Source organism: Cellulomonas gilvus ATCC 13127, from assembly GCF_000218545.1.
Taxonomy (GTDB): Bacteria; Actinomycetota; Actinomycetes; order Actinomycetales; family Cellulomonadaceae; genus Cellulomonas; species Cellulomonas gilvus.
The window spans coordinates 3,415,609-3,440,572 of the sequence record NC_015671.1 but is presented as its reverse complement, the minus strand read 5'-3'; the positions used below and the strand labels follow the sequence as shown (position 1 = coordinate 3,440,572).

Annotated in this window: 23 protein-coding genes; 10 read left to right on the top strand and 13 right to left on the bottom strand. The window is 75.0% G+C overall.

Annotated features, from left to right (window positions below):
- Positions 1–48: 48 nt before the first annotated feature.
- Positions 49–855, bottom strand: coding sequence for a CPBP family intramembrane glutamic endopeptidase (locus tag CELGI_RS15725; RefSeq protein ID WP_013885129.1), 807 nt, complete (start codon positions 853–855; stop codon positions 49–51).
- A gap of 118 nt (positions 856–973) precedes the next feature.
- Between CELGI_RS15725 and CELGI_RS15720 the strand changes: the two genes are divergently transcribed.
- Together CELGI_RS15720 and CELGI_RS15715 are read left to right on the top strand one after the other, a co-directional pair.
- Entirely contained in the window at positions 974–1,936 is a 963-nt protein-coding gene (locus CELGI_RS15720; RefSeq protein ID WP_013885128.1) for an ABC transporter ATP-binding protein, read from the top strand.
- On the top strand, positions 1,933–2,736 hold the full coding sequence (locus CELGI_RS15715; RefSeq protein ID WP_013885127.1) for an ABC transporter permease: 804 nt from the start codon (positions 1,933–1,935) through the stop codon (positions 2,734–2,736). The genes CELGI_RS15720 and CELGI_RS15715 overlap by 4 nt, the downstream gene beginning before the upstream one ends.
- 33 nt (positions 2,737–2,769) lie before the next feature.
- Here the strand turns inward: CELGI_RS15715 and CELGI_RS15710 are convergent, their stop codons facing one another.
- Genes CELGI_RS15710 through CELGI_RS15695 form a run of 4 tightly spaced genes read right to left on the bottom strand, consistent with a single transcriptional unit; the run spans position 2,770 to position 7,905 of the window.
- Positions 2,770–5,223, bottom strand: coding sequence for a heavy metal translocating P-type ATPase (locus CELGI_RS15710; protein ID WP_013885126.1), 2,454 nt, complete (start codon positions 5,221–5,223; stop codon positions 2,770–2,772).
- 56 nt (positions 5,224–5,279) lie between these two features.
- Positions 5,280–5,513 (bottom strand): heavy-metal-associated domain-containing protein, encoded by a 234-nt coding sequence (locus CELGI_RS15705; RefSeq protein WP_013885125.1) that lies wholly within the window; start codon positions 5,511–5,513, stop codon positions 5,280–5,282.
- Between the two features lie 26 nt (positions 5,514–5,539).
- A complete protein-coding gene (locus CELGI_RS15700) occupies positions 5,540–5,857 on the bottom strand; it encodes a metal-sensitive transcriptional regulator (protein ID WP_081465402.1) in 318 nt (105 codons plus the stop codon).
- 44 nt (positions 5,858–5,901) lie between these two features.
- Positions 5,902–7,905, bottom strand: coding sequence for an acyltransferase family protein (locus CELGI_RS15695; RefSeq protein ID WP_041574238.1), 2,004 nt, complete (start codon positions 7,903–7,905; stop codon positions 5,902–5,904).
- 255 nt (positions 7,906–8,160) lie between these two features.
- Between CELGI_RS15695 and CELGI_RS15685 the strand changes: the two genes are divergently transcribed.
- From CELGI_RS15685 to CELGI_RS15655, 7 genes are all read left to right on the top strand, one after another.
- Entirely contained in the window at positions 8,161–9,216 is a 1,056-nt protein-coding gene (locus tag CELGI_RS15685; RefSeq protein WP_013885122.1) for a sulfate ABC transporter substrate-binding protein, read from the top strand.
- A complete protein-coding gene (gene cysT / locus CELGI_RS15680) occupies positions 9,216–10,064 on the top strand; it encodes a sulfate ABC transporter permease subunit CysT (RefSeq protein WP_013885121.1) in 849 nt (282 codons plus the stop codon). The genes CELGI_RS15685 and cysT overlap by 1 nt, the downstream gene beginning before the upstream one ends.
- A complete protein-coding gene (locus CELGI_RS15675) occupies positions 10,057–10,965 on the top strand; it encodes a sulfate ABC transporter permease (protein WP_013885120.1) in 909 nt (302 codons plus the stop codon). The genes cysT and CELGI_RS15675 overlap by 8 nt, the downstream gene beginning before the upstream one ends.
- Positions 10,962–11,981, top strand: coding sequence for a sulfate/molybdate ABC transporter ATP-binding protein (locus tag CELGI_RS15670; RefSeq protein ID WP_013885119.1), 1,020 nt, complete (start codon positions 10,962–10,964; stop codon positions 11,979–11,981). Before CELGI_RS15675 ends, CELGI_RS15670 begins: the two co-directional genes overlap by 4 nt.
- A 9-nt stretch (positions 11,982–11,990) precedes the next feature.
- Positions 11,991–12,446, top strand: a complete 456-nt coding sequence (locus CELGI_RS15665) for an RrF2 family transcriptional regulator (RefSeq protein WP_013885118.1) — start codon at positions 11,991–11,993, stop codon at positions 12,444–12,446.
- A 54-nt stretch (positions 12,447–12,500) separates the two neighbouring features.
- Entirely contained in the window at positions 12,501–12,959 is a 459-nt protein-coding gene (locus CELGI_RS15660) for an RrF2 family transcriptional regulator (protein ID WP_013885117.1), read from the top strand.
- A 127-nt stretch (positions 12,960–13,086) separates the two neighbouring features.
- Positions 13,087–14,016: a sulfite exporter TauE/SafE family protein gene (locus CELGI_RS15655; RefSeq protein WP_013885116.1), complete on the top strand. Its 930-nt coding sequence runs from the start codon at positions 13,087–13,089 to the stop codon at positions 14,014–14,016.
- Positions 14,017–14,020: 4 nt separating this feature from the next.
- Here the strand turns inward: CELGI_RS15655 and hemL are convergent, their stop codons facing one another.
- The 6 genes from hemL to hemE form a co-directional block, all read right to left on the bottom strand.
- The gene (gene hemL / locus CELGI_RS15650; protein ID WP_013885115.1) at positions 14,021–15,340 is read right to left on the bottom strand and encodes a glutamate-1-semialdehyde 2,1-aminomutase; all 1,320 of its coding nucleotides are present in this window, start codon (positions 15,338–15,340) and stop codon (positions 14,021–14,023) included.
- The gene (hemB, locus tag CELGI_RS15645) at positions 15,337–16,338 is read right to left on the bottom strand and encodes a porphobilinogen synthase (RefSeq protein WP_013885114.1); all 1,002 of its coding nucleotides are present in this window, start codon (positions 16,336–16,338) and stop codon (positions 15,337–15,339) included. The genes hemL and hemB overlap by 4 nt, the downstream gene beginning before the upstream one ends.
- Positions 16,335–17,180 carry a uroporphyrinogen-III synthase gene (locus tag CELGI_RS15640; protein ID WP_013885113.1) on the bottom strand — a complete coding sequence of 282 codons (846 nt, stop codon included), beginning with the start codon at positions 17,178–17,180 and terminating at the stop codon, positions 16,335–16,337. Before CELGI_RS15640 ends, hemB begins: the two co-directional genes overlap by 4 nt.
- The gene (gene hemC, locus CELGI_RS15635; protein ID WP_013885112.1) at positions 17,177–18,196 is read right to left on the bottom strand and encodes a hydroxymethylbilane synthase; all 1,020 of its coding nucleotides are present in this window, start codon (positions 18,194–18,196) and stop codon (positions 17,177–17,179) included. The genes CELGI_RS15640 and hemC overlap by 4 nt, the downstream gene beginning before the upstream one ends.
- 164 nt (positions 18,197–18,360) lie before the next feature.
- A complete protein-coding gene (gene hemG, locus CELGI_RS15630; RefSeq protein ID WP_013885111.1) occupies positions 18,361–19,827 on the bottom strand; it encodes a protoporphyrinogen oxidase in 1,467 nt (488 codons plus the stop codon).
- Between the two features lie 14 nt (positions 19,828–19,841).
- Positions 19,842–20,909 carry a uroporphyrinogen decarboxylase gene (gene hemE / locus CELGI_RS15625; RefSeq protein ID WP_013885110.1) on the bottom strand — a complete coding sequence of 356 codons (1,068 nt, stop codon included), beginning with the start codon at positions 20,907–20,909 and terminating at the stop codon, positions 19,842–19,844.
- 45 nt (positions 20,910–20,954) lie between these two features.
- Between hemE and CELGI_RS15620 the strand changes: the two genes are divergently transcribed.
- A complete protein-coding gene (locus CELGI_RS15620) occupies positions 20,955–22,208 on the top strand; it encodes a glutamyl-tRNA reductase (protein ID WP_150104771.1) in 1,254 nt (417 codons plus the stop codon).
- A 117-nt stretch (positions 22,209–22,325) separates the two neighbouring features.
- Here CELGI_RS15620 and CELGI_RS15615 read toward each other — a convergent pair whose 3' ends face one another.
- Entirely contained in the window at positions 22,326–23,183 is an 858-nt protein-coding gene (locus tag CELGI_RS15615) for a hypothetical protein (RefSeq protein ID WP_245528247.1), read from the bottom strand.
- Positions 23,184–23,435: 252 nt separating this feature from the next.
- Positions 23,436–24,872 carry an adenylosuccinate lyase gene (gene purB, locus CELGI_RS15610; protein ID WP_095532388.1) on the bottom strand — a complete coding sequence of 479 codons (1,437 nt, stop codon included), beginning with the start codon at positions 24,870–24,872 and terminating at the stop codon, positions 23,436–23,438.
- Positions 24,873–24,964 lie beyond the last annotated feature (92 nt).

Here is a 24,964-nt window from a genome sequence, read left to right as displayed (position 1 = left end):
AGGGGCGAGTCTAGGCAGCGCGACGCGCCGGGGTGCCCCGTCCGGCTGTCAGTCGAGGCCGACGGCGGCCAGCCACCCCGGGGGGATCAGGGCGTAGCCGACGAACACGGTGATGTCCATGACGGTGTGCGCCACCACGAGCGGCATCACGCGCCGCGTGCGGCGGTAGTACCAGGCGAACACGACGCCCATCACGACGTTGCCGACGAACGCGCCCCAGCCCTGGTACAGGTGGTAGGAGCCGCGCAGCAGCGCGCTCGCGGCGATGATCGCGGGCGTCGACCAGCGCAGCGTGCGCAGGCGCTCCATCAGGTAGCCGACCGCGACGACCTCCTCGAGCAGCGCGTTCTTGAGCGCCAGGACGATCAGGAGCGGGATGGTCCACCAGTGGTCGTCGATCGTCGTCGGCTGCACCTGGACGGTGATGCCCAGCACCCGGCCGATCGCGTACAGGCCCAGCCCCGGCACGCCGATCGCCGCGGCCAGACCCACCCCGATGCCCAGGTCACGCCACGGGCGCGCGAACGTCAGCCCGATCCGGCGGACCGCCGAGCGGCCGTCCGCGGACAGCAGGTACAGCGCGAGCGCCACGGGGACCAGCGCGAAGCCGATCGCGAGGACCTGGTAGATCACGTCGAGCCACGGCCGCGCGTTGAGCGTCTGGTTGATGGTGGTCGACTGGTCCGCGAGCGCCGGGCCCGCGGTGAGCCGGTCCAGCATGTTCACGATCGCGTACACGCCCGAGCGCCCGAGCGACAGGCCTAGCACGATCCAGATCTCGACCGTGAGCCGGCGGCGCACGGCGCGCTCCGACGGCGGGGGAGCCGTGGTCTGCGCGATGGCCTCGCCGGTCATGCGACGAACTGTAGGTCCGTATGCCGTGCGGTCGTTGCCCCGGACCGCGGGCCTGGGCAGACTCCACCGTGGACGGTCGGGCGGAGCAGCCCGGACGCCGGTGCCGAGGGGGCCGCGCATGGTGAGCAGGACGACGGACGAGCCGGTGGTCGAGCTGACCGGTGTCACGCGCCGGTTCGGAGCGGTGGTCGCGCTCGACGACGTGTCGCTCACGGTGCGACCCGGCGAGCTGGTGGGCCTGCTCGGGCCCAACGGCGCGGGCAAGACGACGTTGCTCAGCCTGGTCAGCGGGCTCCGCAAGCCCGACGCGGGCACGGTCCGGCTGTTCGGCGGCGACCCGCGCTCGGCGTCCTCGCGGCTGGGCCTGGGCACGACCCCGCAGGAGACGGGCCTGCCGGACACGCTGCGCGTCGCCGAGGTGGTCCAGCTGGTCGCGGGGCACTACCGCGACCCCATGCCGCTCGAGGAGGTGCTGACGCGGTTCGGGCTCACCGACCTGGCGCGCCGGCAGACGGGCGGCCTGTCGGGCGGCCAGAAGCGTCGGCTCGCGGTCGCGCTCGCGCTCGTCGGGCGGCCGCGCCTGGTGCTGCTCGACGAGCCGACCACGGGGCTGGACGTCGAGGCGCGGCACGTGCTCTGGCAGGCGCTGCGCGACTACCACGCCGACGGTGCGACCGTGCTGCTGACCAGCCACTACCTGCAGGAGATCGAGGAGCTCGCGCAGCGCGTCGTGGTCGTCGGGCAGGGCCGCGTGCTCGCCGACGGGGACCTCGGGGCGGTGCTCGCCCTCGTCTCCCGGCGACGGATCCTGCTCACGGTCCCGCCCTCGGCGCGCGGCGTGGTCGAGGCGGTCCCGGGCGTCGAGGGCGTGCAGTCGCAGCCGCACGGCGACGACGAGCGGCTCACGCTGCTCGCGGCCGACGCGGACCAGGTGGTGCGCACGCTCGTCGCGCAGCAGGTGCCCTTCCGGGACCTGGAGGTGCGCGGCGCCTCGCTCGAGGAGGCGTTCCTGACGCTGACCGCGGGCGCCGACGAGCTCGCCGACGACCATGCCGGATCCCCGGCGGGGGCGGGACGATGACCGCGACCGGCGACGCCGTCGTGCAGGATGACGGCGCGGCCCGCCCGCAGCCGTTCTGGCGGCTCGCGTGGCTGCACGGACGGCTGGGCTTCGTCGAGACGGTGCGCATCCCCATCGCGGTGATCGGCAACCTGCTGTTCCCGGCGCTCGCGCTGCTGTTCTTCGTCGTCCCGTTGCCGCAGGTCGCCTCCGACCCCGTGGCGGCGACGGCCGCGGTGGCCCAGCTCGGCACGTTCGCGGTCATGTCCACGTGCCTGTTCTCGTTCGGTGCGGGCGTGTCCGAGGACCGGCAGCGGCCGTTCGACCCGTACCTGCGCACGCTGCCCGCGGGTCCGGGCCCGCGGCTGACCGGCCGTGTGCTCAACGGGCTGCTGTGGTGCTACCTGGCCCTCGTGCCCGTGGTGCTGGTCGGCTGGCTCCTCACCGCGGCGCGCCTCACGCCCGCGCAGGCGCTGTGGTCGCTGGTGCTCGTGGTGGCCGCCGCGGTGCCGTTCCTGCTGCTGGGCCTGGCGATCGGGTACCGGCTCACGTCCAAGGCGGCCATCCCCGTGGTGCAGGCCGTGCTGTTCCCGCTCGCGTTCGCGGGTGGCCTGTTCATGCCGCCCGAGGCGTTCCCGCGCTGGCTGGACGTGCTGTCGCAGGGCCTGCCGTCGCGCGCGGTGCGCGACCTGGTGGTGCAGATGACCACGGGCACCGAGGCGTACGCGCTCGCGCTGCCCGTGCTGCTGGGATGGACCGCGCTGTTCGCGACGCTCGCGGTGCTGGCGTACCGGGCCGACGAGGGCCGCCGCTTCCGGTGATCCCGGCGGCGCGGCGGCCCGTCGTCGGCGCGGTCAGCGGGCGAACCGGCGCAGGCGCAACGAGTTGCTCACGACGAGCACGGACGACAGCGCCATGGCCGCGCCGGCGATCATCGGGTTGAGCAGTCCGAGCGCCGCGAGCGGGATGGCCGCCACGTTGTACGCGAACGCCCAGAACAGGTTCTGCCGGATGATCCGCAGCGTCCGGCGGGACAGCGCGATGGCCTGTGCGGCGGCACGCAGGTCTCCGCGCACCAGCGTGATGTCGGCCGCCTCGATCGCGACGTCGGTGCCCGTGCCCATGGCCAGGCCCAGGTCGGCCGCTGCGAGCGCGGCCGCGTCGTTGACGCCGTCGCCGACCATCGCCACGCGCCGGCCGTCGCGCTGCAGCCGCTCCACCCACGCGAGCTTGTCCTCGGGCAGGACCTGCGCGACGACCTCCTCGATGCCGACCTCGCGGGCGACCGCCCGTGCGGCGCCCTCGTTGTCGCCCGTGAGGAGCAGCGGGCGCAGGCCCAGGGCGCGCAGCTCGTCGACGGCCGCGCGCGACGTCGGCTTCAGGGGGTCACGGACCACGAGCACCGCGCGTGCGGTGCCGCCCCACGCGACCATGACGGCCGTGGCACCCGCCTGCTCGGCCTCGGTGAACGCGGTGTGCAGCGCGACGGTCTGGACGCCGTGCTCCGCGAGCCACGACGGGCGTCCGACGAGCACGCGGTGGCCCATCCCGACTCCCGCGTGCGCGGTGCGCACCACGCCGAGCACGCCGCGGCCGGGGGTCGCCGCGAAGTCGTAGACCTCGTCCCAGCCGATCTGCACGCCGTCCTGCCCGGCCGCGGGCTCCTCGGGCCCGGGGCCCGCCTCCTGCGCCCACGCGGCGACGACGGCCTGGGCGATCGGGTGCTCGGAGCGTGCCTCGACGGCTGCGGCCAGCCGCAGCGCCTCGGCGCGGGCGGCCGCGCTGTCCGGTGTGCCGGCGGGCAGCAGCACGTCGGTCAGGGCCATGCGGCCCTGCGTGACGGTGCCCGTCTTGTCGAGCACCACGGTGTCCACCACGCGCGTGCGCTCGAGGATCTCCGGTCCCTTGATGAGGATGCCGAGCTGCGCGCCGCGGCCCGTGCCGACCAGCAGCGCGGTGGGCGTGGCCAGCCCGAGCGCGCACGGGCACGCGATGATCAGCACCGCGACCGCGGCGGTGAACGCCGCCTGCGCGCCTGCGCCGGTCGCGAGCCACACCGCGAGCGTGCCGACCGCGAGCACGAGCACCACCGGCACGAACACCGCGGAGATCCGGTCGGCGAGGCGCTGCACGGGCGCCTTGCCGGTCTGCGCGCGCGCCACGAGCCGGCCGATCTGCGCCAGGCGGGTGTCCGCGCCCACGCGCGTCGCGCGGACCACGAGCGAGCCCGAGGCGTTGATGGTGGCGCCGGTGACCTCGTCGCCCGGACCCACCTCGACCGGCACGGGCTCACCCGTGAGCAGCGACGTGTCGAGCGCCGACGTGCCGGAGACGACCACGCCGTCGGTCGCGACCTTCTCCCCGGGGCGCACCACGAACTCGTCGTCGACGCGCAGCCGGTCCACCGGGACGCGCTCCTCGGTCCGCACCCCGCCCGGGCCCGTGACCAGCAGCGCGACGTCCTTGGCGCCGAGGTCGAGCAGGGCGCGCAGCGCGTCGCCCGCGCGTCGGCGCGAGCGGTGCTCGGCGTAGCGCCCGGCCAGCAGGAACGTGGTCACGACGGCGGCGACCTCGAAGTAGAGCTCCGGCATCGCGCCCATGTGCGCGTCACGCGGCCACAGGGTGGGGGTCATCGTCATGCCCGGCTCGCCCGCACCGCCCAGCAGCAGGGCCCACAGCGACCACCCGGTCGCGGCGACGATCCCGATGCTCACGAGCGTGTCCATGGTGGACGCGCCGTGCCGGGCGGCCCGCACGGCCGCGCGGTGGAACGGCCACGCCGCCCACGTCGCGACCGGCAGCGCGAGCGCCGTGACCAGCCACTGCCAGCCGCGGAACTGCGTCGCCGGGACCATCGAGAGGACCACCACCGGAACGGTGAGGACCGCGGCGACCCGCAGGCGGCGGCGCAGGTCCGACCCGCGCGCGTCGACGGGCGCCGACGTGTCCTCGTCGGGGTCCATGTGGTGCCCCTCGGCCATCGAGTGCCCGCTCAGCGCGTGCTCGACGTCGTCGGCCGCCGGGTGCCCGTCGTGGTGCGCCGTCGCGTGCTCGTCGTGCGCGGCCGCGGGTGCGACCTGTGGGAGGCGGGCCGAGTAGCCCGCGGCCTCGATCGCGGCGACGAGGTCCGCGGGCGTCACCGACGGGTCGGTCGACTCGACGTGCGCGGACTCGAGCGGCAGGTTGACGGTGGCTGTCACCCCGGGCAGGCGCTGCAGGCGCTTCTCCACGCGGGCGACGCATGACGCGCACGTCATGCCCTCGACCGCGAGGTCGACGACGAGCGGGGTGCGCTGGTCGGTGCTCATGCTGCGGGCCTCCTTGGCCGGTGCGGCGCGGGTGGGGGAGCGGGTGGGAGGAGCGGTTACAGGAGCGAGCGGCGCGGCGTGACCGCGTAGCCCGCCTCGTCGACGGCGCCGGCGACGGCCTCGTCGGACAGCGGGTCCTGCGACGTGACGGTCACGCGTGACGAGCCGCCGACGACGAGGTCGACCTGCACGTCGGTGACGCCCGGCAGCGCCTCGAGCTCGCTGGTGACGTGCTTGACGCAGTTGCCGCACGTCATGCCGTCGACGCCGAAGGTTGTGGTCTGGCTCATGGGTGTCTCCTCGGTGGGTGGGTGGATCAGCTGCGGACCAGGCGGGCGATCGCGTCGGCTGCCTCGCGGACCTTGGCGTCGCCCTCCTCGGGCGAGCGGCGGGCCGCGTCGACGACGCAGTGGCCCAGGTGGTCCTCGACCAGGCCGATGCTCACGGCCTGCAGCGCCTTCGTGACCGCCGCGATCTGGGTGAGGACGTCGATGCAGTAGGTGTCCTCGTCGACCATGCGGGCGATGCCCCGCACCTGCCCCTCGATGCGGCGCAGGCGCTTGAGGTAGTCGTCCTTGTCGCTCGTGTAGCCGTGCACGGGTCCTCCCGGTGGTGTCGCCGACCTCAGCAACATACCCCCGGTGGGTATTCCCGACCCCGCCTGGCGCCGCGCTGGGCTCAGCCCAGACGCGCGAGCAGCGCCTCGAAGGAAGGGGTCAGCGACTCGACGTACGTCTTGGTCAGGTGCGACTGGTCGCGGTACACGACCATGTCCTCCGCGACCACGTGGCACGTCTCGCCGGGGCACGTGGCGGTCGAGAGGTCGAGCACCTCGACGTCGGCGAGCCCGTCAGCCGCGTCGGACTCGGGGGACATCCGCCAGCCCTCGGGTGCAGGGAAGGCGCAGGCCTCCGCGGAGCCCTGCTCCACGAGGCAGTCCGGCGGGTCGAAGGGTGCCTGGGGCGGTTCGTCGATCAGGACGACGTGGATCCCCGCGGCCGTCAGCCGCTGCGCGACCGAGCGCAGCCCCGCGGTCATCTCGGCGTGCATCGCCGCACCGGTGATCTCCGCACCGCCGGTGCGGTCGATGAGCGTGGTGGTCGAGTTGTACGCCGAGACAAGGAAGACGACGTCCGGCTGAGCCGCGATCGTGCGCTCCAGCACCGCGGTGCGGTACTCGTCGCACTCCGTGAAGACCGCCTTGCGCTGGTCGTCCCACTTGGTCACGTCCGCGATCGGGCACGCGTTCTTCCCCCAGAGGTTGACGCGCCAGCCCTGGGCCTGCCCCGCCAGGTCGAGGCCGGGGAGCATCACCGAGGAGTGCGAGTCGCCCAGGAGGACGGCGGAGCGGCCGCCCTCCGGGTCGCCGAACAGGCACTCGTTGGGGACCGTGTCCTCGTACGAGAGCGCGCATCCGAGAGGTGTCATCGCCCGGTAGTCCTGGGCGGCGACGGCGGGGTCGGGCCGCAGCACGCGCTCCACCAGCTCGCCGTCGGGGCCGGGCACGGTGATCGGGATGCCCTTCTCGACCGTGTCCTGCGTGCGGGCCGCCAGCAGCTGGGTGGCCCCGAGGGTGACGAGGACCATGACGGCACCGAACGCCATCGACAGACGGTTCGAGCGAGCCAGCCGGGGTGCGCTGCGCAGAGGATTCTCGACGAACCGGTAGGCGACAGCGGCGACGACGAGCGACGCGAGCGCGAGCGCGATCCGGCCCCGCGGGCCCGCGCCGCCGAGCGCGGCTCCGCCGATCACCAGGAACGGCCAGTGCCAGAGGTACCAGGAGTACGAGACGTCGCCGATCCACTGCAGCGGTTGGACCGACAGGGCTCGGCCGACGAGCGTGTCGCCCCCGGTCCCCGCGGCCAGCAGCGCGACCGCCGAGAGGGTCGGCAGCAGCGAGGCCCAGCCGGGGTAGGCGAGGCCGCCGCGTCCGCCCTCGGAGAGCGCCGCCACCGCGACTCCCAGGCCGATGAGCCCTGCCACGGCCAGTGCCTGACGTACCGCCGCGGGCAGCTTGCCCACCTGCCGCGCACCTAGCGCGAGCAGCGCGCCCGCGGCGAGCTGCCACGCTCGCGCAGGGGTGCCGAAGAACGCGAACGGCTGGTTGGTGGTGGTCAGGCGCACGCACTCGACGAACGACGCGACCGCCACGGCCGCGATGACGACGGTCAGGGTGCGCGTCGGCACGCCGGACGGGGTGGCCCCGGTGCGACGGTGCAGGGCACGGACCGCGACCACGACGAGGGCGATCAGCAAGGGCCAGACGACGTAGAACTGCTCCTCGACGCCCAGCGACCAGAAGTGCAGGACGGGGCTCGTGGCGCGTCCGCCGGCGAGGTAGTCGGTCTCCTGCAGCGCGAACCGCCAGTTCGCCGAGAACAGCGTCGCCCACTGCAGGTCCACCAGCGCAGCGCTGCGCTCGAGCAGCGGGAGGAGCGTCACGATCCCGATGCCGGTGGCCAGCAGGGCGAGCGTGGACGCGGGCAGCAGACGGCGCACCCGGCGGGCCCAGAACCGCGACAGGTCAACCTGGCCGCGACCGGCGACCTCACGCAGCAGCAGGCCGGTGATGAGGAACCCGGAGACGACGAAGAACAGGTCGACGCCGACGAACCCACCCGTCAGCCCGGGGACCCCGGCGTGGTAGAGCACCACGGCGATGATGGCGAGCGCCCGCATCCCCTGGATGTCACCACGGCGGGCGGGTGCCGCCGGTCTCGACGGCGGGGCGACGGTCGTCAGGGCCGGCGCGGTGGTCACCCGGGGCATCTTGCCGGATCAGCAGGACGGATTGCCACGGTTCGGCGTCGTCGGGTGGATTTCGTGGGCAGGGCTGGACACGGGCGGGTCGGTTTCCCCTAGTATGCCGATCGTTCTGATCGGGTAACTCGGGATTGGCCCGAGCCCCGCCGTCCTCTCAGGGAGCTCACCGACATGATGTCCACCCTCCGCGGGCCGCGCGCCCGCACGTCGTCACGCCTCGCCGCGGTGCTCGTCGCCGCGTCGCTCCTGGCCGTGGCCGGGTGCGGCTCGTCCGACGAGCCCGAGACGACCGCCGACGGGACCGCCGGCGCCGGCGGCGGTGACAAGGCGATCGACCTCGTCGGGTTCGCCGTGATCCAGGCCGCCTACGACGACCTCGCGACCGGGTTCGCCGCGACCGACGCGGGCAAGGGCACGTCCGTCAAGGGCTCGTTCGGGGCCTCGGGCGCCCAGAGCCGCGCCGTGATCGCCGGACAGGACGCCGACCTCGTCGCGCTGTCGTTGACGCCCGACGTGACCAACATCGTCGAGGCGGGCCTGGTCGACCCGACCTGGGCGGACGACGAGCACCACGGCATCGTCTCCGACTCGGTGGTGGTCCTCGCGGTCCGCAAGGGCAACCCGAAGGGCATCCAGGGCTGGGACGACATCGTGAAGCCGGGCGTGGGCATCGTGACCGCGGACCCGGGCACGTCCGGCTCGGCCAAGTGGAACCTGCTCGGCGCGTACTCGCAGGCGCTGGGGGAGAACGACGACACCGCGGCGGCCGAGGCCTACCTGGGCAAGTTCGTCGAGAACGTCGTGAGCTGGAACGACTCGGGCCGCACCGCGACGGACGCGTTCGTCAAGGGCACGGGTGACGTGCTGATCTCCTACGAGAACGAGGCGATCGCGGCGCGCGCGGCGGGCGTCGAGCTCGACTACGTCGTCCCCGAGACGACGTTCCTCATCGAGAACCCCGCGGCCGTCACGACGACCGCGTCGCAGGCGGCCAAGGACTTCCTGGAGTACGTGCGCAGCGACGAGGGTCAGCAGATCCTGGTGGCGCACGGCTTCCGCTCGGTGAGCGGCGTGGCGCCCACGGGCGACGTCGAGGGCGCCAACGACCCGGCCAACCCGTTCCCGGACGTCGACATCATCACGGTCGAGGACCTGGGCGGCTGGAGCGCGGTCAACGACGAGCTGTTCGACAAGGAGAACGGCCTCGTCACGAAGCTGCGCGGCTGATGTCCCTGCTCACCCACGTCGACCGGGCGACGCCCCCCGCCTCCGGGCGGGGGCGTCGCCCCGGCGAGCTGACCGGTGGCGCGGGCCTCGGCCTGGGCGTGGGCGTGCTGTGGCTGAGCCTGCTGGTGCTGCTGCCGATCGCGGCGATCGTCTCGACCGCGTTCGACGACGGGATCGCGGGCTTCTGGGCCGCGGTCACCGACGACGAGGCGCTGGCCGCCATCCGGTTCACGGTGGGCGCCGCGGCGTTCGTCACGGTGGTCAACGCCGTGGTCGGCACGCTCATCGCGTGGGTCCTGGTGCGGGACTCGTTCCCGGGCAAGCGCGTGCTCGAGGTCGTCATCGACATCCCGTTCGCACTGCCGACCATCGTCGCGGGCCTGGTGCTCATCACGCTCTACGGGCCCAGCGGGCCGTTCGGGATCAACCTGGTCGGGACCCAGGCGGGCGTGGTGCTCGCGCTGCTGTTCGTCACGCTCCCGTTCGTGGTGCGTTCGGTGCAGCCCGTGCTCATCGACGCCGACCGCGAGGTCGAGCAGGCCGCCGCCTCGCTCGGGGCGTCCGGCCCCACCATCTTCCGCCGCGTCATCCTGCCGACCGTCACGCCCGCCGTGGTGTCCGGCGCCGCGCTGAGCTTCGCGCGTGCGCTCGGCGAGTTCGGCTCCGTGATCCTCATCTCCGCCAACCTGATCGGGAAGACGCAGGTGTCCTCGTCGTACATCCTCAAGATGATCGAGTCGCAGGAGGTCGAGCAGGCCGCGGCCGTCGCGACGCTGCTGCTGGGCGTCGCGGTGGTCGTGCTGGTGCTGCTCGACGTGCTCCAGCGCCGGACGGCGCGCCGTGGCTGACGTGACGCTGGTCGCGGACCAGCCTGCGCGTGCCGGGACGCGTCCGGGTGGGGCGCTCCCGCCGTCGCCGCACGTCCGCCGCCTGCGCCGGCGCACCACCCGCACCGCGTGGGTGCTGCGCCTGATCGCCATCGGCTACGTGCTCGCGCTCGTGGCGCTGCCCGTCGTCTCGGTGGTGCAGCACACGTTCGCCGACGGCCTCGGCCCGGTGTGGGACGTGCTGCGGTCCGAGGACTTCCTGGCGGCGCTGCGGCTGACCGCGCTGGTCGCCGGCATCGCGGTGGTGCTCAACACCGTGTTCGGCGTCGGTATGGGCTACCTGCTGGTGCGGTACCGGTTCTGGGGGCGCCGGTTCCTGTCGGCCGTGATCGACCTGCCGGTCTCGATCTCGCCGATCGTCGTCGGCGTCGCGCTGATCCTGGTCTTCGGGACCTACGGGTGGTTCGGCGAGCAGCTGGAGAGCGCCGGGTTCCGCGTGATCTTCGCGGTCCCGGGCATGGTGCTGGCCACCGTGCTGGTCTCGTTGCCGCTGGTGCTGCGCGAGGTGGTGCCGACGCTCGAGGAGGCCGGCATCGAGCAGGAGCAGGCCGCGCAGTCGCTCGGCGCCAACGCGTGGCAGCGGTTCTGGCGCATCACGCTCCCGACCATCAAGTGGGCGCTGGCGTACGGCGTCGCGCTCAGCCTCGCGCGGTCGCTCGGCGAGTTCGGCGCCGTGCGTGTGGTCTCCGGCTCGGTCGCCGGGGAGTCCCAGACGCTCACCCTCTACGTCAACGACTCGTACCAGGAGTTCGGTGCGGACGCGCAGCGGCAGGCGTTCGCCGCCGCGTTCGTGCTCATGGCGATCGCCGTCGCGCTGATCGTCGTCATCGCCGCGCTGCGGCCGAAGGAGGACAGGTCATGAGCCACACGGCTGCCCATGGGGCGGACGCGTCCGGCATCGTCGTGCGGGGCGTGCACCGGGCGTTCGGCGACTTCGTCGCGCTGCAGGACATCGACCTCGACGTGAAGCCCGGGGGGCTGACCGCGCTGCTCGGGCCGTCCGGCGGCGGGAAGTCCACGCTGCTGCGGATCATCGCCGGGCTGGACTACCCGGACCGCGGCACGGTGCGGATCGCGGGCCGCGACGCCACGTACCTGCCCCCGCAGCGGCGCTCGGTCGGCTTCGTGTTCCAGCACTACGCGGCGTTCAAGCACCTGACCACGGCGCGCAACGTCGCGTTCGGCCTCGAGATCCGCAAGCGGCCGAAGGCCGAGATCCGCGACCGCGTGCGTGAGCTGCTCGAGCTGGTGCACCTCGAGCAGTTCGCGGACCGCCTGCCGTCCCAGCTGTCCGGCGGGCAGCGCCAGCGCATGGCCCTGGCGCGTGCGCTCGCGGTCCAGCCCGAGGTGCTGCTGCTCGACGAGCCGTTCGGCGCGCTCGACGCCAAGGTCCGCAAGGAGCTGCGGGACTGGTTGCGCCGCCTGCACGACGAGGTGCACGTGACCACGCTGTTCGTCACGCACGACCAGGAGGAGGCGCTCGAGGTCGCCGACGAGATCGTCGTGATCAACGACGGCCGCATCGAGCAGATGGGCTCGCCCAGCGCGCTGTACGACCACCCCGCCAACGAGTTCGTCATGTCCTTCCTGGGCCCGGTCACGCGGCTGGCGGGGACGCTCGTGCGCCCGCACGACATCGAGGTCCTGACCGACGAGCGCGCGGGCGCCGTGCAGGCCGAGGTCACCCGGCTGCTGCGGGTGGGCTACGAGGTGCGCGTGGAGACGCGCGCCGCCGACGGCTCGACGCCGTGGGTCCAGCTCACGCGGGCCCAGGTCGAGGAGCTCGGGCTGCGCACGGGTGCCACCGTGTGGCTGCGCGCCCTGGTGCCCACCCCGCTCGCCGCGGCCGGGGCCGTGACCGCCGGCCGGTCGGCCTGAGGCGCGCGCGTGCACATCTCCGCGAAGGTGGACTACGCCGTCCGCGCTCTCCTGCTGCTCGCGCAGCGCGCCCCCGAGCTGGTCACCGCCGAGGCCCTCAGCGCCGAGCAGGACCTGCCGCGTGAGTACGCCGAGGCGATCCTCACCGAGCTGCGCAAGCTCGGGTACGTGGTGAGCAAGCGCGGCGCGGGAGGCGGGTTCCAGCTGGCCCGGCCGGCGGGCGAGATCCTCGTCGGGCCCGTGGTCGGCGCGCTCGAGGGGCCGTTCGTGACCGTGCGGGCCACGCCGCCCGAGGCGATCGCGTACCGGGGCGTCGCACAGCACCTGCCGTCCCTGTGGGGTGCGCTCGACGAGTCGCTGCACGGCGTCCTCGACTCGGTGACGCTCGCCGACCTGCTGGTGGGCCACATCCCGACCCAGGCCGCGCCGCCCGACGCGCGCCCCGCGCCCACGCTCCGGACCTGACCCGGGTCACGGGGTCGGCGCGGGCGGACGCGCTCGGCCGGGCACAATGGGCGCATGCGGGTCTCGGCGAAGGCGGACTATGCGGTGCGGGCGTGCGCCGAGCTGGCGACCAACCCGACCGGTGAGCCGGTCGCGGTGGAGACGCTCGCGGCCGGCCAGGGCCTGCCGACGAGCTTCCTGGAGCGCATCCTCGGCGACCTGCGCCGGGGTGGCGTCGTCGTGAGCGTGCGCGGCCGGTCCGGGGGCTACAAGCTCGCGCGTCCCGCGTCCGAGATCACGCTCGCGGACGTGATGCGCGCGACCGAGGGCCCGCTGGTCACGGTGCGCGACGAGCGTCCGCCCTCGTTGTCGTACGAGGGGTCGGCCACCGCGCTCCTCGACGTGTGGGTCGCGCTGCGCGTGAGCGTCCGCGACGTGCTCGACGAGGTCACGCTCGAGGCGCTCGCCTCGGGCGACCTGCCTGCTCCCGTGCAGGCGATGCTGCAGCGCGCCGACGCGTGGGAGAACCCGTAGGCCGCGTGCCGCGTGCGCGTCCGGTGAGCCGATCCGTCTCGGATGCCGGACCGGGGTTGAATATCGAGTCTGCCGGTCGGGATTATCGGATATCGCGTCCTGCCCGCTGCTCCCGAGGTGACCCGCCATGCCCCAGCTCGTCCTCCTGGCCGTCGTCGGCCTCGCCGCCCAGCTCGTGGACGGCGCGCTCGGCATGGCCTACGGCGTCACGTCGACCACGCTGCTGCTGGCGATCGGCACCAACCCCGCCGCCGCGTCGGCCACGGTGCACCTCGCCGAGATCGGCACCACGCTCGCGTCCGGCGTCTCGCACTGGCGGTTCGGCAACGTGGACTGGCGCGTGGTGTGGCGCGTGGGCGTGCCCGGGGCGATCGGCGCGTTCCTGGGCGCCACGGTGCTCTCGCGCCTGGCGACCGATGCCGCGGCACCCGTGATGTCCGGCATCCTGCTCGCGCTCGGCACGTACATCCTCATCCGGTTCACGTTCAAGGGGCTGCGCAAGGACCGGCTCGGGACTGCGGAGCGCAAGCGGTTCCTGGCGCCGCTGGGCCTGGTCGCGGGCTTCGTCGACGCGACCGGCGGTGGCGGCTGGGGACCGGTCGGGACGCCCGCGCTGCTCGCGTCGGGACGCATGGAGCCGCGCAAGGTCATCGGCTCGATCGACACGTCCGAGTTCCTGGTCGCGATCGCGGCCTCGCTCGGCTTCCTGTTCTCGCTGGGCTCGGCGGGCATCGACGCGCGCTGGGTGCTCGCGCTGCTCGTCGGCGGCCTGATCGCGGCACCCATCGCCGCGTGGCTCGTCCGCATCCTGCCCGCGCGCATCCTCGGCTCGGCCGTGGGCGGCGTGATCGTGCTGACCAACACGCGCACGATCATCCGCTCCGAGTGGGTCGGCCTGAAGGGCACGCCCGCGCAGGCCTGGGTCCTGGGTGCGCTCGCCGTCGTGTGGGTGCTGGCCATCGCCTGGTCCGTGCGCGCGCACCGCCGCGAGCTGACGCAGGAGCGCGAGCTCGAGCGGCTCACCGCCGAGCCCGCCGACCTGGTGCCGACGGCCTGACGCGTCAGGCGGGTGACGCCTCCGCCGCCGCGCGGGCGGCAGCGGGCAGGGCGGCCTCGATGCGGGAGAGCGCCTCGTCGTCGTGCGCCGCCGAGACGAACCACGCCTCGAACGGCGACGGTGGCGCGGACACGCCGGCCTCGAGCAGCGCGTGGAAGAACGGCCCGTAGCGCCAGTGCTCGGTGGCCTGCACCGCCGCGTAGTCGCGTGCGCCGCCCGTCGCGGCGCCCGGCCCGAACATGATCGAGAACAGCGAGCCCGCCCACTGCATCGCGTGCGGCACCCCGGCGTGCGCGAGCGCGTGCGTGACGGCCTCGCGCAGGCGCGTCGAGGCCTCGTCGACCGTCCGGTAGACCGTGGCGTCGGCGTGCTGCAGCGTGGCCAGGCCCGCGGCGGTCGCCACCGGGTTCCCGGACAGCGTGCCGGCCTGGTAGACGGGACCGACCGGCGCGAGCATGCGCATGACGTCCCGACGACCGCCGACGGCCGCGACCGGGAGCCCGCCGCCGATCACCTTGCCGAACGTGAACAGGTCGGGCGACCAGCCCTCGCGCAGGCCCTCGAGCCCCCACCAGCCGGAGAACCCGACGCGGAAGCCCGTGAGCACCTCGTCCTGGATGAGCAGCGCACCGTGCTCGAGCGTGAGGCGGCGCAGCGCGGCGTTGTAGCCGGGCACCGGCGGGACGACGCCCATGTTGGCGGGCGCGGCCTCGGTGATGACGGCCGCGATGCGCGGCCCGTGCTCGGCGAACGCGGCCTCGACCGCGGCCAGGTCGTTGTACGGCAGCACGATCGTCTCGGCGGCGACCGCGGCGGACACGCCTGCCGAACCGGGCAGCGCGAGCGTCGCGAGCCCGGAGCCGGCCTGCGCGAGCAGCGCGTCCACGTGCCCGTGGTAGCAGCCCGCGAACTTCACGACGAGGTCGCGCCCCGTCACGGCACGCGCCAGGCGCAGCGCCGTCATGGTCGCCTCGGTGCCCGTGGAGACCAGGCGGACGTTCTCGGCCGAGGGGACGCGGTGCCGGATCGCCGCGACGAGCTCGGTCTCGGTGGTGGTCGGCGCGCCGAAGCTCAGGCCGCGCGCGGCGGCCTGCTGCACGGCCTCGACCACGGCCGGGTGCGCGTGCCCGAGCAGCGCGGGACCCCACGACCCGACGAGGTCGACGTACTCGCGCCCCTCGACGTCCGTGACGTACGCGCCGCGTGCCGACGCCAGGAACGGTGGGGTGCCCCCGACCGACCCGTACGCGCGCACGGGGGAGTTCACGCCGCCCGGGATGACGGACTGCGCGTGCGCGAACACCTCGGCGTTCGTCGGGCTCATCGGTACTCCTCCGCCAGCCAGCCGGCCAGCTCCGTCGCGTGGTACGTCAGTACGTGATCGGCACCGGCGCGCCGGATGCTGAGCACGGACTCGCGTATCGCCCGTTCGCGCTCGATCCAGCCGGCCGCCGCGGCCGCCTCGATCATGGCGTACTCGCCCGAGACGGCATAAGCGGCGACCGGCACCTGGCTGGTCGCCGCGACGTCGGCGAGCACGTCCAGGTACGCGAGCGCGGGCTTGACCATGACCACGTCGGCACCCTCGGTCACGTCGATGGCCACCTCGCGCGCCGCCTCGCGCCGGTTGGCGGGGTCCATCTGGTACGTGCGGCGGTCGCCCTCGAGCTGGGACTCGACCGCGTCCCGGAACGGGCCGTAGAACGCGCTCGCGTACTTGGCGGCGTAGGCGAGCACGGCCACGTCGTCGTGACCGGCCTGGTCCAGCGCGTCGCGCACCACGCCCACCTGGCCGTCCATCATCCCGGACAGGCCCACCAGGTGGGCGCCCGCGGCGGCCTGCGCGAGCGCCATGTCCGCGTACCGGACCAGCGTCGCGTCGTTGTCCACACGGCCGTCCGACGTCAGCACGCCGCAGTGGCCGTGGTCCGTGAACTCGTCGAGGCACAGGTCGGCCTGCACCACGAGCGCGTCACCCGCCTCGGCCGTCGCGGCGGCGATCGCGCGGTTGAGGATGCCGTCCGGGTCGGTGGCCTGCGTGCCGACCGCGTCCCGGACCTCGGGGACCGCGAACAGCATCACGCCACCCAGACGGGCGTCGGCCGCCTGGGCGACGGCCGCGCGCAACGAGTCGAGCGTGTGCTGCTGCACGCCGGGCATCGAGGCGATCGGGCGGGGCGCGTCGAGGCCCTCGCGGACGAACACGGGCAGCACCAGCTGGCGCGGGTGGACGTCGACCTCGCGCACCAGACGGCGCATCGCGGGGGTGGCACGCAGCCGGCGGGGGCGGACCCGGCCGGGGTGCGGGAGCGGGTGCGTCACGATGCCTCCGAGGGGGGAAGGGGCGGGGTGTACGACTGACCGACGTGCGCGGCGAGCGCCTCGACCAGGCCGCTCATGGTCTGCTCGGCCGCGGTCGCGGCCAGGGGCACGCCGAGGCGCGCGGCCTCCGCGGCGGTGGTCGGGCCGATCGCGACCAGCGCGGTCCCGGCCGGGGGCATGCCGAGCGAGTCCACCAGCGCGCGCACCGTGCTGGCGGACGTGAGCAGCGCGGCGTCGATGCGGCCGGCCTGCCAGTCCGCGCGCACGTCGTCGGGCGGGGCCGGTGCCGCGACCGTGCGGTACGCGATCACCTCGTCGACCAGCCAGCCGCGCGCGCGCAGGCCGTCGGCCACCGTGGAGGCCGCGAGGTCGCCGCGCGCGAACAGCACGCGCGCGGTCTCGTCGGCGCGCGGCGCGGGCCACTGGGCGGCCAGGTTCGCGCCCGTGGACGCGCCGCGCGGCGTCAGGGCCGCGGTCAGGCCCGCGGCGGCCAGCGCACGCGCGGTGCCGGGGCCGACGGCCGCGACGAGCACGCCGCCGCCCGCGACCAGGTCGGGCAGCGCGCGGCCCGCGGCGGCGGCACGGTCGGCGAGGACCGGCACGGCGGCGCCGCTGGTCACCACGAGCCAGCGGTACCAGCCCGCGCCCAGGGCCCGCAGCGCGTCGTCGAGCGGGCCCGGGTCGGCCGGTGGCTCGATCGCGATCAGCGGCACGACGACGGGCGTCGCACCCGCGGCGGTCAGCGCGATCGCGGCGGCGGACTGGCCGGCGGTGGGACGCGGCACCAGGACGCGCAGACCCGCCAGCGGGCCGTCGCCCGGCGTGGGCAGGGCCGCGGTCATGCCGCGGGGCCGAGCGGTGCCAGGTCGGCCGCGCCGAGCTCGAGCAGCAGGTCCGCCAGGTCGGTGCCCGCCGCGCGCGCGGTCGCCTCGTCGACCGCCGTGAGCACGGCCGCCTCGGCAGCCGACGGCGGCTCGTCGGCCTGCTCCCACGCGACCCGGCGCGTCACCGTCAGGCCGTGCCGCAGGGTCTGCGTCCCGTCGGTGCGCGCGACCACAGCGGACAGGTCGATCGTCGCGCCCTCGACCCGCGCCAGCGCGCCGACCGGCGCGGCGCAGCCGGCCTCGAGCCGGGCGAGCAGCGCGCGCTCGGCCACCACGGCCAGGCGCGTCGGGGTGTGGTCGAGCGCCGCGAGCGCGGCGGCGAGCGGGTGGGTGGGGTCCGCGAGGTCCGCGGTGCGCACCTCGACCGCGAGCGCCCCCTGGCCCGGCGCCGGGAGCATGGTCGCGGGGTCCAACGCCTCGGTGACCGCGTCCAGGCGGTCCAGCCGGGCCAGGCCCGCGCGGGCCAGCACCACGGCGTCCAGGTCGCCCGGGCCGTGCTCCGCCCCCGCGACGCGGCCCAGGCGCGTGTCGACGTTGCCGCGGATGTCCACGACCACCAGGTCGGGCCGTGCGGCCAGCAGCTGCGCGGCGCGGCGCGGTGAGCCCGTGCCGACGAGCGCACCGGGCGGCAGCTCGCGCAGCGTGAGGCCGTCACGCGCGCACAGCGCGTCGCGCGGGTCCTGGCGGACCGGCACCGCCGCGATGGTGAGGCCGGGCGCGGGGGTGGTGGGCAGGTCCTTGAGCGAGTGCACCGCCACGTCGCACCGGCCGTCGAGCAGCGCGTCGCGCAGCGTGGTGACGAACACGCCTGTGCCGCCGAGCGACGCGAGGCTGCCCGTGAGCCGGTCCCCGTCGGTGCGGACGTGCACCAGCTCGGTGGTCAGCCCGCCCAGGCGCGCCAGGTCGTCCGCGACGTGGCCCGTCTGGGTGAGCGCCAGCGTCGAGGCGCGCGTGCCGATCCGGACCGCAGACATGCCCGCAGTCTCCCCCGGGGAGGCGGGCGTGTCGAAACCGGACACCCGACGTGACGGGGTCCTGACAGTGTGTCAGGACGATTCCGCACGCATTTCTCGCCGGCGCGCGGAAATGGCCGGCCGGTGCATTGTGTGACGCTTTCCCGACGAGTTGTCAGAACGCCTCAGTCGAGCACGGTACGCGCCGCGGCGACCGCGTCGGGGATCACCGACGCGAGCCCGTTGCCCGCGACCCACGCCCCGCACACCGCGACCCGCGTGCCGTCCGGGCGTGCCGCGACCGCAGCCCGCAGCGCGGCCGTCGCGTCCCGGTGCCGTGCGCTGGGCCGCGGCAGCGACTGCGTCCAGCGCACCACCGCGCTCGCCAGGACCTGCTCGTCGCGCAGCGGCACACCCAGCAGCACGCGCGCGTCGGCGAGCGCGCGGGCCACCAGCTCGGGCCGCGCGTCGGGACCCGCGGGGGAGTCGTCGGCCGGCTCGTCGTCGGACCGTCCGTAGGACAGCCGGACCACGTGCGTGCCCGGAGGCGTCGCCGCGGCGAGCCACGGCCACTTGGCGGTGCCGTGCGTGAGGGCCTTGGCGGCCACCTGCTCGACCTCACGCGCCACCAGCACGCCCGTGCCGCGCGGCGCCGCGTCGAGCTCGGGCGCGTCGAGCACCAGCGTGACCAGCCGGACGTCGGCGCCGTCGTCGAACCCGAGGACCTCGTCCTGCGCATCGCCGTCCGCCGAGAGCAGCGGGCGCAGCAGGTCCGCCGAGGCGGGAGCCGCGACCACCAGACGCTCGGCGTGCACCACCGTGCCGTCGGACAGCTCGACCGCGACCAGCCGCCCGGGCCGGGTCGCGACCGCGCGCGTGCGCACGCGCAGCGCCCCGCCGTGGGCCAGGACGTCGTCCGCGAGCGCGTCGACCATCACGTGCATGCCGCCGGCCAGGCCCTGCACCGCGGCGCCCGCCGGGGCGGCGGCACGCAGCTGCCGCACCGCGCGGGCCAGCGAGCGGTGCTCGCGCAGCGCCGCGGGCAGCCCCGGGGAGACGGCGTCCACCGCGAGGTCGTCCGGGTCCGCGGCATGCACACCGCCCACCACCGGCCGGACCAGGCGTGCGAGCACGCGCTCACCCATGCGCGCCCGGACCAGCGCGCCCAGGCTGCCCGCCCGCGCACCCACCCGGCGCGGCAGCACCAGGTCCAGGCTCGCGCGCGCCGCGCCCGCCCAGCCGAGCGTGCGGCGGGTGTCCGCCGACCACGGGCTCGACGGGATGCCCAGCAGCCCGGTGCGCGGCAGCGGGCCGGCCCCGCCCGGTAGCTGCACCCAGGACCCGAGCGGCCCGGGAGCCACGATCGCGTCCGCGAGACCCAGGTCCTCGAGATAGGCCGCCACCGCCCCGCCACGCGTGGCGTACGACTCGGCACCCGCGTCCAGGCGCAGGCCGCCCACGACGTGCCCGCGCACCGCACCACCCACGGCGTCGCGTCCCTCGACGACGAGCGTGCGCACACCCGCGCGCGCGAGCTCGCGCGCCGCGACCAGGCCCGCGACCCCGCCGCCGACCACCACCGCCCCCCAGCGCTCGTCGGCGGCTGGCTTCGGGGGCGTGCCGGGGCGGTCGTCGGGCGCGGGGGTGCTCACGGGGAGCCCTTCGGTCAGAGGCTGTGGACGAGGTCGACCAGGCGCGTCAGCACGTCCGGGTCGGTGGTGGGCGGCACGCCGTGGCCCAGGTTGACCACGTGCGCGGCCGCGCCGCGGCCCCGGTCCACCACGTCACGCACGTGCGCCTCGAGCACCGGCCAGGGCGCCGCGAGCAGCGCGGGGTCGATGTTGCCCTGCAGCGGCACGGCGGCGCCCACGCGGCGCGTCGCCTCGTCCAGCGGGATCCGGTAGTCGACGCCGACGACGTCCGCACCCACGTCCCGCATCGCCGCCAGGATCTCGCCCGTGCCCGTGCCGAAGTGCACGGCCCGCACGCCCTGGGCGCGCAGGTCCGCGATCGCACCGAGCGCACGCGCCGACGAGGGCGCCACGTGTGCGGTGTAGTCGGCGAGCGAGAGCGCACCGGCCCACGAGTCGAACAGCTGCGTCGCGGACGCGCCCGCGAGCACCTGGGCGCGCAGGAACGCGCCGGTCACGTCCGCGGCCCACGTCATGAGGGCCTGCCACGTGGCGGGGTCTGCGTGCATGAGGGTCCGGGCCGCCAGGTGGTCACGCGACGGCCCGCCCTCGACCAGGTAGGCGGCCAGCGTGAACGGCGCGCCCGCGAAGCCGATGAGCGGCGTGCCGCCGAGCTCGGCGACCGTGCGGGCGACACCCTCGGCGACGGGTGCGAGCGCCTCGTCCGTGAGCGTCAGCGCCGTGAGGCGGGCCACGTCCCCGGCCGTGCGCACCGGGGCGCCCATGACCGGGCCGACGCCCGGCTTGATCTCGACGTCCACCCCCGCCAGGCGCAGCGGCACCACGATGTCGGAGAAGAAGATCGCGGCGTCCACGCCGTGCCGGCGCACCGGCTGGAGCGTGATCTCGGACGCCATCGCCGGGTCCAGGCACGCGTCGAGCATCGCGGTGCCGACCCGCAGCTCGCGGTACTCGGGCAGCGACCGGCCCGCCTGGCGCATGAACCAGACCGGCAGCCGGTCCGTCCGCTCACCGGAATAGGCGCGCACCAGCGCAGAATGTGACGTACGCCCGTCGACGAGCGGATGACCCTCAGAAAGCACGTGCCGATTGTGCCCGACAAATGCCGGGGTGGCAGAATCTGCGCCGTGGTGCTGCTGTCACTCGTCGCATCGCACCGCGAACTCGACCTGGCCGTGCTCGAGCGTCTCTCGTCCGACGTGCACGCCGTGGGCCGGGAGCTCGTCGGTGCGTCCCCCTCGATCGCCGGTGCCGTCGTGCTCGCGACGTGCAACCGGTTCGAGCTGTACCTGGATGTCGACGACGCCGCGCACACGCCCGAGGCGCGCGACGCGGTGGCGGCCACGGTCGCGGCCCGCTCCGGGTACGACGCGCGCAAGGTCGCGGCGCACCTGGCCGTCGGGACCGGCAGCGAGTCCGCCGCTCACCTGTTCGCGGTCGCGAGCGGGCTCGAGTCGATGGTCGTGGGTGAGCGCGAGATCGCGGGCCAGGTGCGCCGCGCGCTGAGCACCGCGCGGCAGGACGGCACCACCACGGGTGCGCTCGAGCAGCTGTTCCAGGCCGCCTCGCGCGTGTCGCGCCGCGTCGAGGCCGCGACGGGCCTGGGCGCCACGGGGCGCTCGGTGGTCGGCGTCGCGCTCGACATCGCGGAGCGCGACCTGCCGGCGTGGGCCGACGTGCGGTGCGTGCTCGTCGGGACCGGGTCGTATGCGGGCGCCTCGCTCGCGGCGCTCAAGGCGCGCGGCTGCCGCGACGTGCGGGTCTACTCGCCCAGCGGCCGCGCCGGCCAGTTCGCTGCCGCGCGTGGCGTCGCGGCCGTGCCCGCCGGCACGGACCTCGCGGCCGAGCTCGCGGGTGTGGACCTGGTGGTCGCGTGCTCCGGCGCCGCCGGCGCGGTCCTCACGGTCGACGCGCTCGCCGCGGCGCGGGCCGAGGACGCGCGGCCGCTGACCGTGGTGGACCTCGCGCTGCGGCATGACGTGGACCCGGGCGTGCGCACGCTGCCGGGCGTCCGGCTGGTCTCGCTGACGACCGTGGCCGAGCACGCGCCTGCCGAGCACGGCGCGGTGGCGGCCGCACGCGACCTGGTGGAGCAGGCCGCCGAGCAGTACGAGGCCGAGCGCCGCTCACGCGAGTGGAACCCCGCGGTGGTGGCGGAGCGCACGCGCGTGCTGGGCGGGCTCGAGCAGGCGCTCACGGGCCTCGCGGACGGGCTGCGCGACGAGCGGGCCGAGCGGGCGCTGCGGCGCCGGACGCGCGCCGCGCTGCACGGGCCGACGGTCCGCGCACGTGAGGCCGCGCGCACGGGCGACGGTGCGGCGTACGCGCGGGCCCTGGCCGAGCTGGCCGCGATCGACGTCCCGCAGGTGCAGCCCGCCTGACCGTGCCCCGGCGGGGGCAGCACGTGCGCGCGGCACCGGGCGGAGGTGGGTGCCCGCACGCAGGGGCGGCGGGCACCCACCTGCCTCAGCGGGGCCAGACCCGCAGACGGGGGAGGGTCAGTACGTCTGCGAGACCGCGCGACGCTGCGTCGCCGCGGGGCCGGGCGCCCACGTGTGAGGGACCACCTGGTTGGTCTGGATGTCCGTGAGCTCGGCCGCGTAGACCACGGCCTCGTACACGCCGGCCTCCACGCGGTCGAGGCGCAGGTGCTCGGCGTGGTCCAGGTCGTCACCCAGGTGCGAGATCCGGGCCACCACGTAGCGCTGCGCGTCCTGCCACTGGTCGACCACGCGGACCGACAGCCCGTTCCACCGCGCCGTGAGGTCGAGCTCGAACAGCTCGCTCACGTCCTCGCGCGGGACGCGGCGGAACCAGCGACCGGACGGCGCCTGCTGGAAGCCCGTCTCCGCGAGCGGCGGGTTGGCGAGCGCGAGCACCACGGTCTGCCCGCCGTCCACGACGTCGGCCTCGAGGTACGCGCTGTGCCACTTGGCGACCGGCCCCACGCAGCGGGACAGCGACGCGAGCCCGGGCCGGTGGCCCAGCTGCGTCACGGACCAGCCCGTGCCCACGTCCCCGTAGCGGGCCAGCAGCGTCACCGAGCCGTCGGCGAACACACGCACCAGCTCGGCACCCGGCGTCATGCGCGAGTGGCGCAGCCACCACAGCGGCACGATGTAGCCGGGCACGTCCCGGTACTGCAGCTGCGGGCCCGACTCGAACCGCAGCAGGTCCAGGTACGGCGCGTCGGGCGAGAACGGCGACCCGGGGTACCCCAGGCCGTGCACCTCGAACAGGTGCGCGGGCGTCGTCGCGAACGCGACGTCGTCGGCGCGCACCACGTACCCGGCCACGCGGTCGTACCCGCCCTGGACGTGCGCCCGCGACTGCGCGGGCGTGATCGCCTTCTGCATCAAGGTCACGGGCTACCTCGCCTCTGGCTCGGGACGTGCGGTGACACGAACGGGGGACGGGACAAATGGGATGGAACGGGCCCGATTGTGCAGGCAAACCGATCACATGTCCAGATCGCCCCGAGCGCCCGAGTTGTCCGTGGTCACGCCGCCGTGACCGTTCCCAGCGCGGCGCGCCCGTGACCAGCACGGACGCGCTCCCACGCCGCAGCCGTGACGCAACCCCCGCCTCCGCCGCGGGAGGCGGTGCCGTCAGTCGTCGAGGTGCGCGACGAGGTCCGCCGCGAGGCCCGTGTACGTCGCCGGCGTGAGCTCCTGGAGGCGGGTCGCGACGTCCGCGGGCAGGCCCAGGCCACCGATGAACTCGCGCATGTCGTCGGCCGTCAGGCGGCGGCCGCGCGTGAGCTCCTTGAGCCGCTCGTACGGGTTCTCCATGCCGGTGACCCCCGCGACCGAGGCGGCGCGCATGGCCGACTGCACGGGCTCGCCCAGCACCTCCCAGTTCTCGTCGAGCTCGCGCGCCAGGAGGTCGGCGTCGACCGAGAGCGCGCGCATGCCCCGCCGCACGTTGTCGATGGCCAGCAGCGAGTGGCCGAACGCGGGCCCGATGTTGCGCTGCGTGGTGGAGTCCGTCAGGTCGCGCTGCAGGCGCGAGGTGACGAGCGTCGACGCGAGCGTGTCGAGCAGCGCGCAGGACAGCTCGAGGTTCGCCTCGGCGTTCTCGAACCGGATCGGGTTGACCTTGTGCGGCATGGTCGACGAGCCGGTCGCGCCCGCCACCGGGATCTGGATGAAGACGCCGCGTGAGATGTAGGTCCACACGTCGGTCGCGAGGTTGTGCAGCACCCGGTTGAACCGCGCGACGTCCGCGTACAGCTCGGCCTGCCAGTCGTGCGACTCGATCTGCGTCGTCAGCGGGTTCCAGGTCAGGCCCAGATGCTCGACGAACGTGCGCGAGACCTCCTGCCAGTCCGCGCCCGGCACTGCGACCACGTGCGCACCGAACGTGCCGGTCGCGCCGTTGATCTTGCCCAGGTACTCGTCGGCCGCGATCCGGCGCAGCTGGCGGCGCAGGCGGTGGACCGTCACCGCGAGCTCCTTGCCGAGCGTCGTCGGGGTCGCGGGCTGGCCGTGCGTGAGCGCGAGCAGCGGCTGCGCGGCGTGCTCGCGGGCGAGGGCCGCGACCTCGTCGGTCAGCGCGTGCGCCGCGGGCAGCCAGACCTGCTGCACCGCGTCGCGCACCATGAGCGCGTAGGACAGGTTGTTGACGTCCTCGCTGGTGCACGCGAAGTGCACCAGCTCACACACCGACGGCAGGACCGTGCTGCCCAGCACGGAGGGCGCGGCCTCCAGCCGACGCTTGAGGAAGTACTCGACGGCCTTCACGTCGTGCACCGTGACGCGTTCGATCTCCGCGAGCTCGGCCACCTCGGCCGCGCCGAACGTCGCCACGACGTCCCGCAGGTACGCGCGCTCGGCGTCCGTCAGCGTCGGGGCGCCCGGCACCACGCCCGTGCCCGTGAGGTGCAGGAGCCACTCGACCTCGACGTGCACGCGCGCGCGGTTGAGCGCTGCCTCGGACAGGTGGTCCACCAGCGGCGCGACCGCGGGACGGTAGCGGCCGTCGAGCGGCCCCAGGGCGATCGGCGGGGTGACGTCGGCGAGGCTCACGCGCGCGGGGGTGGTCATGGCGCACATCATCCCCTGCGGGCCGTGGTCCGGTCGGGGCGTCCCGCGGTGCGGTCCGGTGGGACGGACCGGCGTGAAACGCCCGCGGCGTC

Excerpts from the sequence above, each read along its gene's own strand:
- CELGI_RS15705 (WP_013885125.1), bottom strand. The coding sequence starts at position 5,513 with ATGAGCCAGACCACAACCTTCGGCGTCGACGGCATGACGTGCGGCAAC.
- CELGI_RS15660 (WP_013885117.1), top strand. The coding sequence starts at position 12,501 with ATGCGGGTCTCGGCGAAGGCGGACTATGCGGTGCGGGCGTGCGCCGAG.
- purB (WP_095532388.1), bottom strand. The coding sequence starts at position 24,872 with ATGACCACCCCCGCGCGCGTGAGCCTCGCCGACGTCACCCCGCCGATC.
- CELGI_RS15720 (WP_013885128.1), top strand. The coding sequence starts at position 974 with ATGGTGAGCAGGACGACGGACGAGCCGGTGGTCGAGCTGACCGGTGTC.
- CELGI_RS15700 (WP_081465402.1), bottom strand. The coding sequence starts at position 5,857 with ATGTTGCTGAGGTCGGCGACACCACCGGGAGGACCCGTGCACGGCTAC.
- CELGI_RS15710 (WP_013885126.1), bottom strand. The coding sequence starts at position 5,223 with ATGAGCACCGACCAGCGCACCCCGCTCGTCGTCGACCTCGCGGTCGAG.
- CELGI_RS15640 (WP_013885113.1), bottom strand. The coding sequence starts at position 17,180 with ATGACCGCGGCCCTGCCCACGCCGGGCGACGGCCCGCTGGCGGGTCTG.
- hemL (WP_013885115.1), bottom strand. The coding sequence starts at position 15,340 with ATGAGCCCGACGAACGCCGAGGTGTTCGCGCACGCGCAGTCCGTCATC.
- CELGI_RS15670 (WP_013885119.1), top strand. The coding sequence starts at position 10,962 with ATGAGCCACACGGCTGCCCATGGGGCGGACGCGTCCGGCATCGTCGTG.
- CELGI_RS15655 (WP_013885116.1), top strand. The coding sequence starts at position 13,087 with ATGCCCCAGCTCGTCCTCCTGGCCGTCGTCGGCCTCGCCGCCCAGCTC.
- CELGI_RS15695 (WP_041574238.1), bottom strand. The coding sequence starts at position 7,905 with ATGCGGGCGCTCGCCATCATCGCCGTGGTGCTCTACCACGCCGGGGTC.
- CELGI_RS15715 (WP_013885127.1), top strand. The coding sequence starts at position 1,933 with ATGACCGCGACCGGCGACGCCGTCGTGCAGGATGACGGCGCGGCCCGC.
- cysT (WP_013885121.1), top strand. The coding sequence starts at position 9,216 with ATGTCCCTGCTCACCCACGTCGACCGGGCGACGCCCCCCGCCTCCGGG.
- CELGI_RS15615 (WP_245528247.1), bottom strand. The coding sequence starts at position 23,183 with ATGCAGAAGGCGATCACGCCCGCGCAGTCGCGGGCGCACGTCCAGGGC.
- CELGI_RS15685 (WP_013885122.1), top strand. The coding sequence starts at position 8,161 with ATGATGTCCACCCTCCGCGGGCCGCGCGCCCGCACGTCGTCACGCCTC.
- CELGI_RS15725 (WP_013885129.1), bottom strand. The coding sequence starts at position 855 with ATGACCGGCGAGGCCATCGCGCAGACCACGGCTCCCCCGCCGTCGGAG.
- hemC (WP_013885112.1), bottom strand. The coding sequence starts at position 18,196 with ATGTCTGCGGTCCGGATCGGCACGCGCGCCTCGACGCTGGCGCTCACC.